The sequence below is a fragment of the Mesorhizobium sp. M1428 genome (assembly GCF_040317515.1).
Taxonomy (GTDB): Bacteria; Pseudomonadota; Alphaproteobacteria; order Rhizobiales; family Rhizobiaceae; genus Mesorhizobium.
In genome coordinates this window covers 222,705-240,376 of record NZ_JAMYKT010000006.1, presented here as the reverse complement: position 1 = coordinate 240,376, position 17,672 = coordinate 222,705, and the positions used below count along the sequence as shown (strand labels likewise).

19 protein-coding genes and 1 pseudogene are annotated in these 17,672 nt (G+C 63.3%); 11 read left to right on the top strand and 9 right to left on the bottom strand.

What is annotated here, in order from left to right:
- Both NKG60_RS11475 and NKG60_RS11470 read right to left on the bottom strand, forming a co-directional pair.
- Positions 1-1,161, bottom strand: a complete 1,161-nt coding sequence (locus NKG60_RS11475; RefSeq protein ID WP_352660474.1) for a CaiB/BaiF CoA transferase family protein — start codon at positions 1,159-1,161, stop codon at positions 1-3.
- A 3-nt stretch (positions 1,162-1,164) separates the two neighbouring features.
- The gene (locus NKG60_RS11470; protein ID WP_352660477.1) at positions 1,165-1,716 is read right to left on the bottom strand and encodes a MaoC family dehydratase; all 552 of its coding nucleotides are present in this window, start codon (positions 1,714-1,716) and stop codon (positions 1,165-1,167) included.
- Positions 1,717-1,905: 189 nt separating this feature from the next.
- Between NKG60_RS11470 and NKG60_RS11465 the strand changes: the two genes are divergently transcribed.
- Positions 1,906-3,003 carry a lactonase family protein gene (locus NKG60_RS11465; protein ID WP_352660480.1) on the top strand — a complete coding sequence of 366 codons (1,098 nt, stop codon included), beginning with the start codon at positions 1,906-1,908 and terminating at the stop codon, positions 3,001-3,003.
- 7 nt (positions 3,004-3,010) lie between these two features.
- On the opposite strand, the gene NKG60_RS11460 is transcribed toward NKG60_RS11465, so the two are convergent.
- On the bottom strand, positions 3,011-3,724 hold the full coding sequence (locus NKG60_RS11460) for a GntR family transcriptional regulator (RefSeq protein ID WP_023676076.1): 714 nt from the start codon (positions 3,722-3,724) through the stop codon (positions 3,011-3,013).
- Positions 3,725-3,982: 258 nt separating this feature from the next.
- Here NKG60_RS11460 and NKG60_RS11455 point away from each other — a divergent pair, with 258 nt between their 5' ends.
- The 6 genes and pseudogenes from NKG60_RS11455 to NKG60_RS11430 all read left to right on the top strand — a co-directional run bounded on the left by NKG60_RS11455 (position 3,983) and on the right by NKG60_RS11430 (position 9,914).
- Positions 3,983-5,071: an ABC transporter ATP-binding protein gene (locus tag NKG60_RS11455; protein WP_352660483.1), complete on the top strand. Its 1,089-nt coding sequence runs from the start codon at positions 3,983-3,985 to the stop codon at positions 5,069-5,071.
- A 35-nt stretch (positions 5,072-5,106) separates the two neighbouring features.
- Positions 5,107-6,396: an ABC transporter substrate-binding protein gene (locus NKG60_RS11450; protein ID WP_352660485.1), complete on the top strand. Its 1,290-nt coding sequence runs from the start codon at positions 5,107-5,109 to the stop codon at positions 6,394-6,396.
- A 197-nt stretch (positions 6,397-6,593) separates the two neighbouring features.
- A complete protein-coding gene (locus NKG60_RS11445) occupies positions 6,594-7,505 on the top strand; it encodes an ABC transporter permease (protein WP_352660488.1) in 912 nt (303 codons plus the stop codon).
- Positions 7,506-7,509: 4 nt separating this feature from the next.
- A complete protein-coding gene (locus tag NKG60_RS11440) occupies positions 7,510-8,328 on the top strand; it encodes an ABC transporter permease (RefSeq protein WP_352660491.1) in 819 nt (272 codons plus the stop codon).
- 2 nt (positions 8,329-8,330) lie between these two features.
- The gene (locus NKG60_RS11435) at positions 8,331-9,071 is read left to right on the top strand and encodes an aspartate/glutamate racemase family protein (RefSeq protein WP_352660494.1); all 741 of its coding nucleotides are present in this window, start codon (positions 8,331-8,333) and stop codon (positions 9,069-9,071) included.
- Positions 9,072-9,076: 5 nt separating this feature from the next.
- Positions 9,077-9,914, top strand: a pseudogene (locus NKG60_RS11430) (GNAT family N-acetyltransferase).
- A 51-nt stretch (positions 9,915-9,965) separates the two neighbouring features.
- On the opposite strand, the gene NKG60_RS11425 reads toward NKG60_RS11430, so the two are convergent.
- From NKG60_RS11425 to NKG60_RS11400, 6 genes are all read right to left on the bottom strand, one after another.
- The gene (locus NKG60_RS11425) at positions 9,966-10,112 is read right to left on the bottom strand and encodes a hypothetical protein (protein ID WP_023716676.1); all 147 of its coding nucleotides are present in this window, start codon (positions 10,110-10,112) and stop codon (positions 9,966-9,968) included.
- A gap of 76 nt (positions 10,113-10,188) precedes the next feature.
- Complete coding sequence (locus NKG60_RS11420) at positions 10,189-11,481, bottom strand: NAD(P)/FAD-dependent oxidoreductase (protein ID WP_352660497.1); 1,293 nt, start codon at positions 11,479-11,481, stop codon at positions 10,189-10,191.
- Positions 11,478-12,461 carry a branched-chain amino acid ABC transporter permease gene (locus NKG60_RS11415; protein ID WP_352661296.1) on the bottom strand — a complete coding sequence of 328 codons (984 nt, stop codon included), beginning with the start codon at positions 12,459-12,461 and terminating at the stop codon, positions 11,478-11,480. Before NKG60_RS11415 ends, NKG60_RS11420 begins: the two co-directional genes overlap by 4 nt.
- Positions 12,458-13,366: a branched-chain amino acid ABC transporter permease gene (locus NKG60_RS11410; protein WP_352660500.1), complete on the bottom strand. Its 909-nt coding sequence runs from the start codon at positions 13,364-13,366 to the stop codon at positions 12,458-12,460. Before NKG60_RS11410 ends, NKG60_RS11415 begins: the two co-directional genes overlap by 4 nt.
- Entirely contained in the window at positions 13,363-14,112 is a 750-nt protein-coding gene (locus NKG60_RS11405; RefSeq protein ID WP_352660503.1) for an ABC transporter ATP-binding protein, read from the bottom strand. The genes NKG60_RS11410 and NKG60_RS11405 overlap by 4 nt, the downstream gene beginning before the upstream one ends.
- Positions 14,109-14,906 carry an ABC transporter ATP-binding protein gene (locus tag NKG60_RS11400; RefSeq protein WP_352660506.1) on the bottom strand — a complete coding sequence of 266 codons (798 nt, stop codon included), beginning with the start codon at positions 14,904-14,906 and terminating at the stop codon, positions 14,109-14,111. Before NKG60_RS11400 ends, NKG60_RS11405 begins: the two co-directional genes overlap by 4 nt.
- A 127-nt stretch (positions 14,907-15,033) precedes the next feature.
- Between NKG60_RS11400 and NKG60_RS11395 the strand changes: the two genes are divergently transcribed.
- The 4 genes from NKG60_RS11395 to NKG60_RS11380 are packed head-to-tail and all read left to right on the top strand — an operon-like array spanning position 15,034 to position 17,668.
- A complete protein-coding gene (locus tag NKG60_RS11395) occupies positions 15,034-15,771 on the top strand; it encodes a GntR family transcriptional regulator (RefSeq protein ID WP_352465994.1) in 738 nt (245 codons plus the stop codon).
- Entirely contained in the window at positions 15,768-16,256 is a 489-nt protein-coding gene (locus NKG60_RS11390) for a DUF3830 family protein (RefSeq protein WP_352660511.1), read from the top strand. The genes NKG60_RS11395 and NKG60_RS11390 overlap by 4 nt, the downstream gene beginning before the upstream one ends.
- Positions 16,257-16,616: a TIGR04076 family protein gene (locus NKG60_RS11385; protein WP_352660514.1), complete on the top strand. Its 360-nt coding sequence runs from the start codon at positions 16,257-16,259 to the stop codon at positions 16,614-16,616.
- Positions 16,613-17,668 (top strand): aldo/keto reductase, encoded by a 1,056-nt coding sequence (locus NKG60_RS11380; RefSeq protein WP_352660517.1) that lies wholly within the window; start codon positions 16,613-16,615, stop codon positions 17,666-17,668. Before NKG60_RS11385 ends, NKG60_RS11380 begins: the two co-directional genes overlap by 4 nt.
- Positions 17,669-17,672: the final 4 nt, after the last annotated feature.

Below are 17,672 nucleotides of genomic sequence, written 5' to 3'. Positions count from 1 at the left end.
TCACAGCCCGAACTCCGCGCGGATCTTTGCGCTGTGCTCGCCGATGCGCGGCGCGGCCCGCTCGACCTTGGCGCGGATGCCGTCGACCCTGAGCGGCGAGCGCGTGGTGAGGATCGAAACGTCATCCTCGCGCGTCACCGTCTGCAGCATGTCGAGGACCTGGAAGCCTTCGCTGGCCATCATCTCCGGCCATGTCAAAACCTTGGCGCACCAGATGTCGGCAGGCTCGAGAATGCCGAGCCACTCGTCGACCGTCCTGGTCGCGATCTTTTGCGCGATGATCGCCTTGATCTCGTCGCGGGCGGTGAACCAGGTCGACGGCTGGTCGCGGTAGGGCGCAAGTTCCTCGAGCCCGAGCAGATCGGCGAGTTTCGAGATCGGTGTCATCGCGATCGCCAGATAGCCGTCCTTGGCCGGATAGACGCCGTAGGGCGCCGACAGATAGGCGTGCGCGCTGCGGAAGCTCGACCGCCGCGGTAGCCGGCGCCCGTCATTGAGATGCGTGGTCAGCACCTCGAACTGGAAGTCGACCAGCGCTTCGAGCAGGCTGGTCTCGACATGGCTGCCCTTGCCGGTCACGCTGCGCCGCACCAGTGCCGCAAGAATGCCTTGCGCGGCGGCGGAGCCCGCCAGCATGTCGGCGATCGCCAGCCCGAAGGGCACCGGCCCCTGGTCCTCGTCGCCGTTCAGCCACATCACGCCGGAGCGGGCCTGTGCCAGCAGATCCTGCCCGGGCCGTTTGACCCACGGGCCTTCCTCGCCATAGCCGCTGATCGAGGCATAGACCAGGCGCGGATTGATCTTGCGCACCGCCTCGTAATCGAAGCCCAGGCGTTCGATGACGCCGGGCCTGAAATTCTGGATCAGCACGTCGGCCTTGGCCAGCAGGCCGCGCAGCGCCGCAAGGTCAGCCTCGTCCTTCAAGTCGATTGCAAAGCTTTCCTTGGCGCGGTTGATCGCGTGGAAAATAGTGGAATCGCCGCCGATCTCGGTGTCACTGAGATAGAGCCGGCGCGACAGGTCGCCGCCATCCGGCCGTTCGATCTTGATGACGCGAGCACCGAGGTCGAGCAGTCTGAGCGAGCAGTAGGGCCCGGACAAGAACTGGCTCATATCGACAACGATGAGCCCGGTCAGCGGCAGTTCGGCAATGGCCGCCATTGCCTATTTCTCCGTCTTGCCGGCGAAATCGGCCGGATTGCGGTACTTCACCGTCTGCAGGTGCTCGCAATAAAGCACGAGCTCGCCTTCACCCTTGAAGACTTCGTAGCTGGCGCGGATCAGCCCCATTTCCTTGTATTTTGGCTTCTTGTCGAGGTTGGAGCGGATCGAATAAATCGTGTCGCCGATGAACACCGGCTTGATGAAGCGCAATTTGTCGTAGCCATAAGAAAAGGCGTTGATGCAGTTGGTGGCGACCAGCCCGAGCCCGGCCGAGAACACGAAGGCCCCGGCGACCAGCCGCTTGCCGAAAATGCCTTCCGTTTCGGCGAACATCTGGTCCTGCACGTATGGATGGATATCGAGTACCAGCGTGTTGAAGAGATGGCTGTCGCCCTCGGCAATGGTCCGGCGCAGCGAGCGGATCTTCTGGCCGACCGGCCAGTCTTCGTAGAACCAGTTCTCCGCGTTCCAGACGGGGAGGTCGGCATGATCCCTAGGCATGTTGGCGGGGTGTGTCGATGCCACGCCCACGGTTGGCGCGAAACCGCTCATGACGGCTTCCCCGGGCAGCGGGAATCGTCCATCAGGGCGCGCCGCAGACCAGCGAAATGCATGATCGATCCTCCCGTCAATCTTCTTTTGTGAATAGTATTTTCACATATGGGGTTGTGTTGCAAGCGTGAACAGGCGAAATTTTGCCCGTTCCGTGCGGCCAATGCCGGCGGAACAAGGGAGGAAGTGATGCAGAATGCCTGTCTGGTTTTCGTCGGCAGCCTCAATCGCGACGCCCCGTATTTTCAAGGCGCGCGCGGTGTCGGGTTGGGTGTTTACAGTTTCGACGAGGGGACGCTGGAGACGAAGAAACTGGCCGAGACGGAAGACATCGACAATCCGACCTTCCTGTCGGTGACGCCGGACGGCTCCCACGTCTACGCCAATTCCGAAGTGTTCACCTGGCGCGAAGGCGTGGTCTCGGCTTACCGCTTCGACAGGCAGACTGCCACGCTGTCCTACATCAACAAGCAGCCGACGCTGGGCAGCATCACGGCGCACAACACCATCACGCGCGACCGGACGAAGCTGCTGGTCGCCAATTACGGCATGGGCGAGGGCGGCCCCGATCGCTCGGTCGTGGTCTTGGGGCTGCGCGAGGATGGCGGCCTGACAGCGCCGTTGTCGAGCGTCGCGCATAGCGGGACCGGACCAGACCTCGCCCGCCAGGAGCGGCCGCATGCCCATAGCGTAACCGAGACGGTTGCCGGCGGCATGGCGATCGTCGCCGACCTCGGCATCGACCGGCTGGTGTCCTATCGGATCGGCTCAGACGGCAGCCTGACCAAACTGGCCGAGTCGGCACTCGCGCCGGGCGCCGGTCCGCGCCATTTGGCGCTGCATCCGGGCGGCCGCTTCGTGTTCGTCATGAACGAGCTGGATTCGACGGTCGTCTCGCTGGCGCTGGACGAGGCATCAGGCAAGCTTACGGTGATCGACAGCAAGGCGGCCGTGCCGGCCGAGGCGCGCGACGGCAATCACTGCGCCGACATCCAGATCTCGCCCGACGGCCGCTTCCTCTATGGCTCCAACCGCGGCCATGACAGCATCGCGGTGTTTTCGGTCGACCAGCAAACCGGCAGGCTTGCCCTTGTGGGCTATACGCCTTGCGGCGGCGCCACGCCGCGCAATCTGGCCCTGACACCCTCGGGCGGCCATCTCTTCTCGGCCAACCAGAACGCCGACCGCATCTCGATTTTCGCGCGCGACGCAGCCACCGGCCGGCTGACCGACACCGGCCGATCCATCGATGTCGGCACGCCGATGTGCGTGAGGATTGTGCGTTGACGTGATCTCAGAACTCGAGCGCCTGCCTGAGTGCCGGGCCGCTCCTGACGCGCAAATCGAGGTCGGCCTCGATATGGTCGATGTGGTGCAGCATCAGCGCGCTGGCGCGTTCGGCATTGCCATTTTCCAGCGCCTCGAGGATCTGCGTGTGTTCGTTGTGGCCGCAGCTCGAGATGCCCGAGCGGCCATAGAGTGCGATCACCAGCGATGAACGAGCGACCAATTCCTCCATGAAGCGCTGCAGGATGACGTTTCCCGCGACCGACGCCAGAAGCAGGTGAAAATCCCCCGACGCCTTGATCTCCGATCGCCTTGCGTTCGGTCCGCGCTCGGCGATGAAACGGCCTTCTTCGTCGAGCTGGGCCTTGAACGCGGCGACATGCGCCGGCGTCATCCGCCCGGCGGCGGCAATCGCGATGCCTGGTTCGATGAGCCGGCGCGAAGCAAAAACCTGCCGCGCTTCCTCCGGCGACGGATTGGCGACGAAGGCGCCGCGATTGCGCTCGGTGCGCACCAATCCCTCGAAGGAAAGCATCTGCAGTGCCGCACGCGCCACGGTGCGGCTGACATCGAACAGCGTGCCGACTTCGCCTTCGGAAAGCTTGGTTCCCGGCGCCAGCCGGCGATCGACGATCGCGTCGCGCAACTGGTCGCGGATCGCCTGCGCGCGATCCTCGTTGGCAGCCTCGATAGCAGGGAAAGTCTGGTCGGCAATGTTCATGGCGGTGATCCTGCGTACTTCTACCCTGAATCGCATCGCTTGGACGAGAGACAAAGTGAATACAGGGATGAAAAAGATTGCATACGATTTTTGCGAGGATCGGCAGCAATCGCCTATAATTTGTGCATTGCACAAGCGTGCCGTATCGGCAGCCATATGGAGGCGGCTCTGATTTCTTCGAGGATTCAGTCGGTTGGTGCGGCGGCGCGCAACTGGCACGCATGATGCTTTGGCTACTCCGACCAAAGGGGAAGCTGGATGTCCAAAGCCGCCGAAATCGACATTGTGTCCGTTTCGAAAGTCTATGGCGCAACGACTGCCGTCGAAGGCATCAGCCTGAAAATCCCTGCGGGAACCTATTGCTGCCTGCTCGGTCCGTCCGGCTGTGGCAAGACCTCGACGCTGCGCATGATCGCCGGGCACGAAAGCATATCGAGCGGCGATGTGCGTCTCGGCAACATTGTGGTCACCGACCTGCCACCGGCTAGGCGCGGCACTGCCATGATGTTCCAATCCTACGCACTGTTTCCGCATCTTGACCTGATCGACAATGTCGCGTTCAGCCTGAAGATGAAAGGCGTCGGCAAGGAGGAGCGCCGCGCCAAGGCACTCGACATGCTGAAGCTGATGCAGATGGAGGCCTATGCCAGCCGTCGTCCGGCGCAGCTTTCCGGCGGCCAGCAGCAGCGCGTTGCTCTCGCCCGCGCACTGATCACCGATCCCGAGGCGCTGTTGCTCGACGAACCGCTATCGGCGCTCGATCCGTTCCTGAAAATCCGCATGCGGGCCGAACTGAAGAAGCTGCAGACGTCGCTCGGCATCACTTTCGTCCACGTCACTCACAGCCAGGAAGAGGCGATGGCGCTGGCCGACCTGATCGTGGTGATGAACGACGGCCGCATCGAGCAGGCGGCGCACCCCCGCATCGTGTTCGAGCGGCCGGCCACCGCCTTCGTCGCCCGTTTCATGGGCGACCACAATGTCATCTCCGGCCGCGTCACCGGCAGTCGCGACGGCATGGTCGTTTTCGATGTGCCCGGCGGCGTCACGCTCGCCGCCAGCGGGCAGGGCAGGGAGACCGGGGAGCCCATCGATATCGCCATTCGCACGGACCACGTGCGCATCGGCGAGCCGCCGGCAGCCGGGCTCGGCTTCACCGGCATCGTTTCAAACGCCGAGTACCGCGGTTCGACCGTGAAGCTCTCGGTCAATGGCGCCGGCATCGAGGATTTCACGGTGATCGTCGACGACACCAGCTTCTTCGCCAGGCCGGTTGCCGTCGGCGACGCAGTGCCGATCGCTTGGGACGCCGAGGACGCGATCGTCCTTGGCCGTCTCCATTCCTGAATCCAGCATAACCAACCAAAACAGGGGAACTGAACATGACCAACACCACCGACAAGAAGACTGGAATATCGCGACGTTCGCTGCTCAAGACAGGTGCCGCCGCCGTCGGTTTTGCCGCCGGTTCCGGCGCCATATCGGGCTTTCCGACCATCTGGGCGCAATCGAACATCACGCTGCGCCAGTTCGGCACCGGTGTGTCTAACCTCAATGCCATCGCCGACAAGTGCAAAGCCGATCTCGGCATCACGCTGGAGATGACGGCAACCGATTCCGACGCCGCCGCGCAGCGCGCCGTGACGCAGCCCGACAGCTACGACATCGCTGATATCGAATACTGGATCTGCAAGAAGGTGTTCCCGACAGGCGTCCTGCAGCCGATGGATGTCACCAAGCTGAAATACTACGACGAACTGGTGCCGCTGTTCAAAACCGGCAAGCTGACGCCGGACAGCGTTATCGCCCAGGGCACCGCGCCGCATACGGTCGGTTACGTCGAGGCGCAGGACAGCAAGGCCTTCGCCAAGGCGCCGACCAATTGGTTCACCATGGTGCCGACGATCTACAATGCCGATACGCTCGGTATCCGCCCCGACCTCGTCGGCCGCGATATCACCACCTGGGCCGACATCATGGATCCGGCCTTCAAGGGCAAGACCGCCATCCTCAACATCCCATCGATCGGCATCATGGATGCGGCGATGATCATGGAAGCCACCGGCAATATCAAATATGCCGACAAGGGCAACATGACCAAGGAGGAGATCGACAAGACGATCGACTTCCTGATCAAGGCCAAGCAAGCCGGCCAGTTCCGCGCCTTCTGGAAATCCTTCGACGAGAGCGTCAACCTGATGGCTTCAGGCGAAGTGGTGATCCAGTCGATGTGGTCGCCGGCCGTGGCCGCGGTCCGCTCCAAGGGCATCGCGTGCCGGTTCCAGCCGCTCAAGGAAGGCTACCGCTCCTGGGGTGGCGGGCTTGGCCTGGCAGCCCATCTCTCCGGCGCCGAACTCGACGCCGCCTATGAATACATCAACTGGTACACCTCCGGCTGGGTAGGCGGCTATCTCAACCGCCAAGGCTACTACTCGGCCAACATGGTGTCGGCCAAGAAGTTCATGTCCGAGGACGAGTGGGGCTACTGGATCGAAGGCAAGCCGGCTAAGGGCGATATCCTGTCGCCGGACGGCAAGGTCATGGAAAAGGCCGGCGCCGTGCGTGACGGCGGCTCGTTCGAAGAGCGTATGGGCAAGGTCGCCTGCTGGAACTCGGTCATGGACGAGGACCGCTACATGGTGAAGCGCTGGAACGAGTTCATCGCTGCTTGATGCCCTCTGCCTTCTCCCCTTGTGGGAGAAGGTGGATTGGCGCGCAGCGCCAAGACGGTTGAGGGGTGCTGGACGGAGCACTGTTGGTGCCAAGCTGGAACACCCCTCATCCGGCCGAGCTTCGCTCGGCCACCTTCTCCCACAGGGGGAGAAGGGAACACCCCTCAGTCGCATCGCCGACTTCGACCGAGATATAGATGGCAGTAGCGCTCGAACAATCCACGCACGTTACGTCTGCGAAGCCAGCGCGACGTAGGCGCTCCTTTGCCGGCCTCGCACCCTATCTCCAGGCGGCACCGCTGGCGCTGATCCTCGGCGCGTTTCTCCTGCTGCCGATCCTGATGATCGCCGTGGTCTCATTCTGGGACTACGATTTCGCGGCGATGTACCCGGATTTCCTGACCACCAACTACGCCGACACGCTCGGCTCCTGGGTCACCTGGAAAACCTATCTCAACACGCTGAAATATGCCGCCATCGTCTGGGCGCTGACGCTGTTCATCGGCTTCTGGGTCGCCTATTTCCTCGCCTTCCATATCAGGACCACTGCCATGCAGATGGTGCTGTTCCTGGTCTGCACCGTGCCGTTCCTGACCTCCAACATCATCCGCATGATCTCGTGGATTCCGGTGCTTGGCCGCAATGGCCTGGTCAACTCGACGCTGGTGCAGATGGGACTGATCCCGAAGCCGATCGAATGGCTGCTCTATTCCGAATTCGCGGTGGTGCTCGCCATGGTGCATCTCTACACACTGTTCATGGTGACGCCGATCTTCAACACGCTGATGCGTATCGACAAGTCGTTGATCGAGGCCGCACGCGATGCCGGCGCTTCCGGCTGGCAGGTTCTTTGGAACGTCATCATCCCGCTCGCCAAGCCCGGCATGGCGATCGGCACCATCTTCGTCGTCACGCTGGTGATGGCCGATTTTTCGACCGTGCAGGTGATGTCCGGCGGCCAGAGCGCCTCCGTCGCGCTGATGATGAAGAACCAGATGTCGCTGCTGCAGTATCCGGCGGCCGCTGCCAACGCGGTCGTGCTGCTGGTATTGGTCCTGCTGATGGTCGCGGGCATCTTGCGCATCGTCGACATTCGCAAGGAGCTGTGAGATTTTGAGTCACGACAAGCGGACCCTCAAATTCTATGTACTGGCGGCGTTCTTTGCGCTTTTCGTGCTGTTCCTCTACGGCCCGCTTTCGGCGATCCTTATCCTGTCCTTCCAGGGCGAGAATGGCGGTCTGACATTTCCGCTGAACGGCGTCTCGCTGCACTGGTTCGCCAATTTGTTCGAGCGCCAGGCGGTCGGCGACTTCGGCGGCAGCTTCAAACGCTCGCTCATCCTTGGCCTGATGGTGATGATGGTGACTGTTGTCGTGTCGCTGCTTGCCGGTCTGGCCTTCCGGCAGAAATTTCGCGGCGCAACCGCACTGTTCTATCTGGCCGTCGCCAGCCTCGTAGTGCCCTCGATCATCATCAGCCTTGGCATCGGCGTTGTCTTTCAGCAGATCGGTTTCCGCCCCGCCTGGTACACGTCCGCTTTGGGCGCCCATTTGACCTGGACCTTGCCTTTCGGCGTGCTGATCATGTTCGCCGTCTTCAACCGGTTCTCGCCGGCCTATGAGGAAGCCGCGCGCGATCTCGGAGCATCGTCGTGGCAGACCTTCGCCCATGTCGTTCTGCCGATGATCGCACCCAGCCTGATCGGTGTCGGCCTGTTCGGCTTCACTCTGTCATATGACGAGTTCGCCCGCACGCTGATGACCTCGGGCACGTTCAACACGCTGCCGCTCGAAATCTACGGCATGACGACCAATGTGACGACACCGGTGCTCTATGCGCTGGGCACCGTGACGACCGTGTTTTCCTTCCTGGTCATCCTGCTGACGCTCGGCGCGATCGTCTATGTCGGCCGCCGCCGCGAGCGTGCCTGACAGTGCAGATCCTCGTCGTCAATCCAAACACCACCGCCAGCATGACCGACACTATCGCAGCCGCGGCCCGATCTGTCGCCGGCGCATCGACGACGATCGTTGCGGTCACCTCGACGATGGGACCTGTGTCGATCGAAGGCTATTATGACGAGGCGCTTGCCGTGCCCGGCCTGCTGGTCGAGATCGCCGCCGGCGAACGCTCGGGCGCGCAAGCCGCGATCATTGCCTGTTTCGACGATACCGGCCTTGATCCCGCACGCGCCATGGCTAACATTCCGGTCATCGGCATCTGTGAGGCATCGCTCAGCACGGCCTCGTTTATCGCCCAGCGCTTCACCGTCGTCACCACCACCGGGCGTTCGCGCGTGCCGGTCGAAGGGCTGGTCCAGCGCTATGGCATGGCGGGGCGGGCGCGTGTGCGCGCCGCCGATATCCCGGTTCTTGCCCTCGAAGATCCGGCGTCCGGCGCACTGCCCAGGCTGCGCAACGAGATTGCGCGCGCCATCGACGAGGATCGCGCCGAGGCGATCGTGCTCGGCTGTGCCGGCATGGCCGACCTGGCGGTGGCGCTGCAGCGGGAATTCGGGCTTCCGGTCGTCGACGGCGTGGGCGCTGCGGTGAAACAGGCCGAGGCATTGATCGCGCTTGGCCTGACGACATCCAAGCGCGGCGCCTATGCAAGCCCATTGGCAAAGCCCTATCATGGTGCGCTGAAATCCTTCGCGCCTGGTGCCGCCGATTGATCGCAATGCCCCGAACGATCCGAACGCTCGCACGTGACGAAGTGGAAACCCTTGTCGATTGGGCGGCGGCGGAAGGCTGGAATCCCGGCCTCGGCGACGCCGCGCTGTTCCAGGCAGCCGACCCGCAGGGCTTCATCGGCGCCTTTGTCGACGGCGAATTGTCGGCCGGTATTTCGGCCGTTGCCTATGGCGACGATTTCGGCTTCATCGGCCTCTACATCTGCCGGCCGGACAGGCGTGGCCAAGGCCACGGCAAGGCCGTTTGGGATGCCGGCATGGCGCGGCTCGGCAAGCGCACGATCGGCCTCGACGGCGTCGTCGAACAGCAGGCCAACTACCGCAGTATGGGCTTTGCGCCGGCCTACCGGTACGATCCGGTTCATGGGATCACCGAATGTCCCGGCAGCCGCCGGCAGTGAGATTCGCGCCATAGGACCGGAACTCGTGCCGGACATACTGGACTATGACCGCCGCTTCTTTCCCGGCCCGAGGCGATCCTTCCTGGAACATTGGCTGCGCCCGCCGCATATGGCGCTTGCGATCATCAAGCACGGCGCCATTGCGGGATACGGCGTCGCGCGCCAATGCCGGGACGGCTTCAAGATCGGCCCGCTTTTTGCCGACGATCTGGACGCGGCAAGCCGTCTCTTCGCCACGCTTGCGCACATGTGCGGTCCCGGAAACGTCCATCTCGACGTTCCCGAAACCAGCGGGCAATTTGCAGCTTTGCTGTCGTCCGCCGGCCTTCAGCCGGGCTTCGAGACCGCTCGAATGTACAAGGGAAAGGCGCCGCAGCTCATGCAGTCTGGTGTCTATGCGATAACGACGTTGGAGTTGGGGTGAGGCGGTGCAAGCCGACTTCCAGCGCAAAATCGGGTAACAGGAATATGTGATCTACTTTTCCTGAACTGAAATGCCGGAATCGTCGATACGAAGTTCCACGCCTTTCGGCTTAGTCTCCTCGCGATAAACGTAAATGCCCAAGGCAATGACGGCGACGACCAAAGCGCCGATGATGAGATAAAGATAGTTCTGCTTCATCCGCTGTCGTTAACAACATGATGTGAGTGAGTCTAGCAGTTCGGGTATCAGGACGGCGGACAGACACGCACGTCGATCAGCCATCCAGCCGGTCGCGCAGCATGCTCCAGGGGAGCACCATGTTTGGTGCATGCCGCATCAGGCTGTGGAACGGGATCGGCGACGGCGGCGCAAACGGCAGCAGCAAATCCTGAGGCTTTGTTCCATCAGCCCAGTCGGCAAGCACCTTGCCCATGGCAGTCGTCATGGCGATGCCGCGCCCGTTACAGGCAAAGCCCGCGATCAGGCCGGGGCCGAGATCGACGAGGTGCGGCAGGAAGTCGGGCTCGACGGCAGCCATCCCCGACCAGCTATATTCAAGCGGCGGGATGTCCGGGAGATCGAGGTGCTTGGCGAGCCGTCTCCAGATCGCCCGCGGCACCCGCGTGTCGGCACCGGGGCCAAAAACATGCATGCCGCCGGTGATCAGCCGGTTTTCGCTATCGAAGCGGAAGGTGAAAAGATTGCGCCTGGTGTCGCCGACGCCTTGCCCGCCCGGAAGCAAGCGGGTGCGTATTTCGCGCGGCAGCGGCGCCGTCGCGATCTGGAAGATTTTCAGCGGGAAATAGGTTCGCTGCAGCGCGCAATCCAGCGCGCCGCCATAGGCGTTGGTGGCGACCAGCACTTTTTCGGCGCGGACCGAACCGGAGGCCGTCTTCAAAGCCCAACCATCGCCTACGTGATCGATCGACGCGACACGCGTATGCTCGAAGATGAGCGCTCCGGCCCTTTCCGCCGCGTCGGCGAGCCCGCGCGCATATTCGACCGGATTGAGGACACCGCCCGACCTGTCCATCCAGCCGCCGAGATAGCCGCGAACGCCGGTCAGTTCCTCGACCGCCTGTCTATCCAGCGCGACAGCCGGCCTTCCGCGTCGCGCCCATTGTTCGGCGCGCGATCTAGTTTTTTCCAAAGCGGCCGGCGAATGGGCGGGTTGTATCCAGCCGCTCTGAACTGCATCGCATTCTATGCCGTGCCGCTTGATCAGGTTGAAGACGAGGTCGGCGCTGCCGGTGGCGAACCCGATAAGGCGTTCGCCGCGTTCGGGCCCGAGCTGGGCAATGATATCGTCGGGGTCTCTTTTCGCGAAATTCGGCACGACGAAGCCGGCGTTCCTGCCGGTCGCGCCCCAGGCGATGATTTCTGCCTCGAGGACGGCGACCGCGACGCCTTTCTCGGCGGTGTGCAGCGCGGTTGAAAGGCCAGAAAATCCGCCGCCGACAATCGCCAGATCGACATCGAGTGCACCTTCGAGAGCGGGCCGGTCGCGGCGGTTGCGGCCGACCGCGTGCCATAGCGACAGGCCGCGTGGCATGGCAACGCTGCTCATGACCTTGCAGCGCTCTCGTCCGGTGTCACTTTCGTGCTCTTGCCAAACCTCACACGCCGCGGCCTGTCGCCGAACAGGCCGTTCGGCCTGACCAGCAGGATGACGCACAGCATCACGCCGATCGCCACGATCTGCAGCGAGGCGGCGCGGGCCTGTTGTTCGGGCGAGAACAACACACTCGTCAAGGCTCCCGATCCGGCCCATATCGCCCAGACCAGGATGCTGCCGATGACGGCGCCGATGTTGCTGCCCGAGCCGCCAACGATCAGCATCACCCAGACCTGGAAAGTCAGCGCCGGCAAATAATTGTCCGGAGCGATGAAGCCGGTGAAATGCGCCTGCAACGCGCCGGCAAGTGCCATGATGGCACCGCCCACGGCAAAGGCCTGGACACGGTAGAAACGTGCGCTTTTACCTAGGGATATCGCCGCCCGCTCGTCCTCGCGAAGCGCCTTCAACACGCGCCCCCACGGGCTGCGCGACAGATGCTCCAGCGCGAGATAGACGATCAGCGTCACCACCGAGACGATCGCAAGGTTCGAAAGGTTGAACAGCAACGGCGTTTCGGCGAGACCGCCGAACGGACGCGGAATGAAGCCGATGCCGAACGGGCCGCCGGTCAGCTTCTGGGCATTGAGCGCTACCAGTTGCACGACGACGGCGACGCCGAAAGTAGTGATCGCCAGATAGTCCGATCTCAGGCGCAGCGTGGCGATGCCGGTGATGGCGGCGGCGACACCGCCCACCAGCATGGCGCCGAGCCAGCCGACAAGGATCGGCAGATCGAAGCCGCCGAGCCGCGCGGCATCGTCGGGCGTGGTCAGCAGTGCCGAGGTGTAGGCGCCGATGGCAACGAAGCCGGCGACCCCGACATTGAAAAGCCCGGTCAGCCCCCACTGCAAATTGAGCCCGAGCGTGACGAGCGAAAAGATCAGCGCGGTGGTCAGGAAGAAAGCGCCGTAGCCGAGCAGATCCATCAGCGTTCCCTCACTCCGAAAAGGCCGATGGGCCGCACGAACAGCACCGCCATCAGGATGACGAAGGAAACGGCTGCCCGCCATTCGGCGCCGATCAATTGCACGGCACCCGCTTCGGCCATGCCGATGATCAAACCGCCGAGGACGGCGCCGGGCACACTGCCGATGCCGCCGAGGATGGCGGCCGCGAACATCGGCAGCAGCATCTCGAAACCCATGAACGGGCGGATCTGGATGAGAATGCCGATCATGACGCCGGCGACGCAGGCCAGCGCGCCGCCGATGATCCAGGTGACGCGCACCACCTTGGCGACGTCGATGCCGACGATGCGGGCAAGTGCCGCGTTCTGGCTCAACGCCTGCATCGAGCGGCCGGTCTGGGTCCGCGTCATCAGAAGATGCACACCGAGCACCAGGACGGCGGTCAGCAGCAGCAGCGCGATCTGGTCGGGGGTGATGCGGATGCCGAAGCCTATCGGCATCGCGATCTGGATGGCCCGGCTAAAATAGGTCGGACGCGAGGTGAAGATGAATTCGAGCAGGCTTCTCAGCGCCATCGAGGCGCCGAAGCTCGCCATCACCACGATGATCGCCTGGCCCTTGGCGCGCAGCCGCGCGAACAACACCATGTCGAGCGCCAGCGCCAGCATGCCGGTGGCCGCCATGCCGATGATGAGCGCGACGACCAGCGGCCAACCGAAGGAGAGGGGAGCGATCGGCGCGATCTTGCCGAACATCGCGCCGATGGCCCCGACGACGGCGAGCGTCGCATAGGCGCCCCAGGCCATGAAGTCGCCATGGGCGAAGTTCGAGAACCGCAGGATCGAATAGGTGAGAGTTACGCCGATTGCGCCGAGGCCGATCATGGAACCTGCCAGCAGTCCGTCTACGACAAATTGCAGGCTCATGCCGCACTCCCTTGTCCAAGGTCGAGGCGGCGCTGGCCAAGATAGAGTTCAGCGACGACTGGATCGTTCCAGAGCTCGGCGGCGACACCCTGGTGCCGCTCCTTGCCCTCAACCAGCACATAGGCGCGGTCGCCGATGGCAAGCGCTGCCTTGGCGTTCTGCTCGACCAGCAGGATGGTGACGCCGGATTCGCGGATGCCGGCCAGCATCTCGAACACCATCGACACGAATTTCGGCGACAGACCGGCCGACGGCTCGTCAAGCACCAGCACCTTGGGATGGATGATCAACGCCCGCGCGACGGCCAGCATTTGCCGCTGTCCACCCGACAGGTTGCCGGCGGCGGTCTTGCGCTGACGGGCGAGATCGGGGAAGGCCGCATACATTTCCCCGATGCGGGCTGGCGTCTCGCGCGGCCTCAGGATGCCGCAGGCGACCCTTAGATTGTCCTCGACCGACATCAGCGGGAAGATGTTCTCTGTTTGTGGCACGAAGGCAAGGCCAAGGCGGACCATGGTGTGGGCGGGCGACGCCGTGATATCCTTGCCGTCCAGCAGCACCGTGCCGCCGGTGATCGGGACAAGGCCGGCGATTGCCTTGATAAGGCTCGACTTGCCGGCGCCGTTGGGACCGAGAACGACGACGATCTCGCCCTGGTCGACGGTGATCGAAGCGCCGCGCACGATCGGAACGCCAGGCTCGTAGCCGGCTTCGAGATCGCGGACGTCGAGTACCCTTTGGCTCATGCCGCGCCCCCGAGATAGGCCTCGATGACGCGTGGGTCGCGCGCCACTTCGTCCGGGGTGCCTTCGCACAGAAGCTGACCGCTCGCCATGACCAGCACGCGATGGCAAAGCCGCGTCACCATGTCGATATTGTGTTCGATCAGCAGAAAAGTGATGCCGCGCGCATTGATGTCGCGGATGCGGTCGATGATGACTTCGAGCAATGTCGCGTTGACCCCGGCCGCCGGCTCGTCGAGCAGGATGATCGCCGGATCGGCCATCATCACGCGGGCCAGCTCGAGCAGCTTGCGCTGGCCGCCTGAAAGCACGCGCGCAGGTTCGTGCGCGAGGTGAGCGATCGTGACGAGCTCGAGCAGCTCGATAGCTCTCGTCTCGGCAGCCCTTTCTTCGGCAGCGACCCGCCGGGGTGTCAGGAAGTTGGCGAGCAGTTTTTCTCCGGCCTGCCCCTGCGCGGCCAGCATGACGTTTTCGATCAGCGTCAGGTTAGGCAAGGGCCGGGGGATCTGGAACGTGCGGCCAAGGCCGCGACCGATGCGGCGATGGGCTGCTTCCCCCGACACCGATACGCCGTTGAGGAGGATTTCGCCGCTAGTCGGTAGAATGCTGCCGGCGAGCAAGTCGAACATCGTGGTCTTGCCGGCGCCGTTCGGGCCAATGAGGCCAAGTATTTCGCCCGGCCGGACGTCGAACGAGACATTGTTGACCGCGACCAGGCCGCCGAAGCGTCTGAGGACGTTCCTGGCCGTGAGGACCGGCGTGCGGATCTCCTCCTGCCGTTCCGTCGTGTCGCTCATCAATCCCTCTGGCCGAAAGCGATCTTCGTCGCCTATGATTTGATTTGTGATCACACTTGCTTTGATCACGCTATTCGGCTTTAATTTCTTGCGCAAGCCGAAAACGGGCCAGAGACCGGGACTGCCCATGCAGAAGGCCGCCATCGAAAAGAACAATGAGGTGATCGCCGCCCAGCTTACGCCGGTCGGGCGCGAGACCGTGCAGGATCGCGTCTATTCGGAGCTGCGCCGCGCCTTGATCGGCGGCCTTTTCGAGCCGAGCCAGGTTCTGACCATCCGCGGCCTCGCCGACGCGCTGGTCACCAGCACCATGCCGGTGCGCGAGGCGCTCGGAAGGCTGATCACCGAGAAGGCGCTGGAGGCGCTTCCCAACCGCTCGGTGCGCGTGCCGCCGATCACGCTGGAGCGCATCGACGACCTCTTGCGGGCCCGCTCTCTGATCGAGGGTGAAGCGATCGCCTTGGCCGCGACGCGCATGAACGCGCGCCAGATTGCTTCGGTCGAGGCCATGCTCGGCGAATGGGACGAGATGCGGGCGCTGAAGCACAAGAAGGATATCGATCGCGAGGCGACGCTCAACCAGAGCTTCCACTTCGAGATCTACCGCTGCTGCGGTTCCGCCGTGCTGATCCCGATGATCGAGAGCCTGTGGCTCCAATCCGGACCTTGTATCCGCGTCGCCATCTACGCCTTTTCGGATGCCGGAGAGGTCGATACCGCCCACTACCACCGCAGCATCGTCGCAGCGCTTTCCAGGCAGGATGCGCAAGCGGCGCGCGAGGCGCTGGTGGCCGACATAAGCCGGCCTTTCGCCTTCCTGCGCGACAAACTTCAGTCCACAAGCAAGGAAGGATTGAGGGCATGACGGCGCCTGGCATCAGCATCACCGAGCCGCGCTCACAGCTTTCCGTGACCGCGCTGCTGTTGCCTGAAAAGGCGCCTGACAACGCCGCCTTCCTGCTGGCCTATCTCGACCGGCCGCGAATCGTTGCCGGCATCCATGCGATGTGGACGGGGCCGGAAATCTCCTGCCCGGTTCCATCAGCCGAACTTGAGGGCCAAACCTATGCCCGGCCCTTGCCAGCGGAGAATGCAACGCTGACGCCGCAGCCAGGCGACATCGTGTTGTGCTACGTGCCGCCGCGTATGTGGGGTGGCAACCCGAATGCCATCTTCGACATCGGCTTGTTTTATGGACAGGGTGCACGCCTGCTGTTCCCGATCGGCTGGCTTGCCGGAAGCGTCGTCGCGCAGGTGCTGCCTGAGGAGCGCGATAAATTCGCAGCCGCTTGTGGCGTGATCCGCCGCAACGGCGCCTGCGACATCACCTTCACCCGGGTGGAGATCTGAATGGCTGAGACCGACGACAGTTTCGAACTCTTCGACCTTCGCGTCGAGGCGGTCATCCCCAAGGGTAAGCCGATCTATTGCGGCGCCAAGCCCGGCGACCATTTCGAGTTGAAGGGCGAGATGCTGTCGATGCCGGCGGGGCAAGGTTTCTCGATCTATTCCATCGCGGCCGTGTTGCCGCTTCTAGCAGCAAAGCAGCGCCCGACCCACAGGAACGACTGGATGACATCGGACGCCGAGATCGCCTGTCCCGATCCCAATTGCGCCAGCCGGCTGCGGATCATCAGGACCGGCAAGCGGCGGTTCAGCCATTCAGAGACCACGGCGGTGCCGCTGCCCAAGGAGAATGACCGGAGATGACCGCCAAGGCATTCGAGCTCAGCCCCGGCTACACGATCTCGCGCGTCATTCGCGGCGGCTGGCAGCTTGCCGGCGGGCACGGCGCGATCGACTGCCAACAGGCGGTGACCGACCTGATCGTCACCTTCGACGCCGGCATCAGGACCTATGATTGCGCCGATATCTATACCGGTGTCGAAGAGCTGATCGGCGCGGCGCGCCTGCGCCTTGCCAATGAGCGTGGCCTCGACGCTGCCGCCAAGATGAAGGTGCACACCAAGCTGGTGCCTGACCTCGAGCGGCTTTCCACGATCAGCCGCGACTACATCAGCAGCATCGTCGACCAGTCGCTGCGGCGGTTGAAGACTGAGCGGCTCGATCTTGTGCAGTTCCATTGGTGGGACTATTCGGTGCCCCGCTATGTCGATGCGATGGGCTGGCTCGACGAAATCCGCAGGAAAGGCAAGGTGCGCAACATTGGCACCACGAACTTCGACACGCCGCGGCTGGCCGAGATCCTGGCCGCAGGTGTGCCGCTGGTCAGCCAGCAATTGCAATACTCCGTGCTCGACCAGCGGCCGGCCAACAGCCTTGCAGCACTCGCCAGCCGGCATGGCGTCAGTTTCCTCTGCTACGGTTCGGTGGCGGGCGGCTTCCTCAGCGAAAAATGGCTTGGCGTTACCGAGCCGCAGACGCCGCTCGAAAACCGGTCGCTGGTGAAATACAAGCTGATCATCGACGACTTCGGCGGTTGGGAGCTTTTCCAAGAGTTGCTTCGCACACTGAAGGCCGTCGCCGACCGCCACGGCGTCGATATCGCCACCATCGCCAGCGCCTGGGTGCTGGAGCAGCCGCAAGTGGCGGCCGTCATCGTCGGCGCCCGCAACCAGGCGCACGCCCTTGCCAATGCCAGAATCATGGACATCGCGCTCGATGTCGACGACCGGGCGAGGATCGCTGCCGTGATCGCGCAAAGCCGTGGGCCGCTGGGCGACGTCTACACATTGGAACGCGACCGTCACGGCCGCCACGGCTCGATCATGCATTACAATTTGAATGCAGGCAGGAAATGAACGC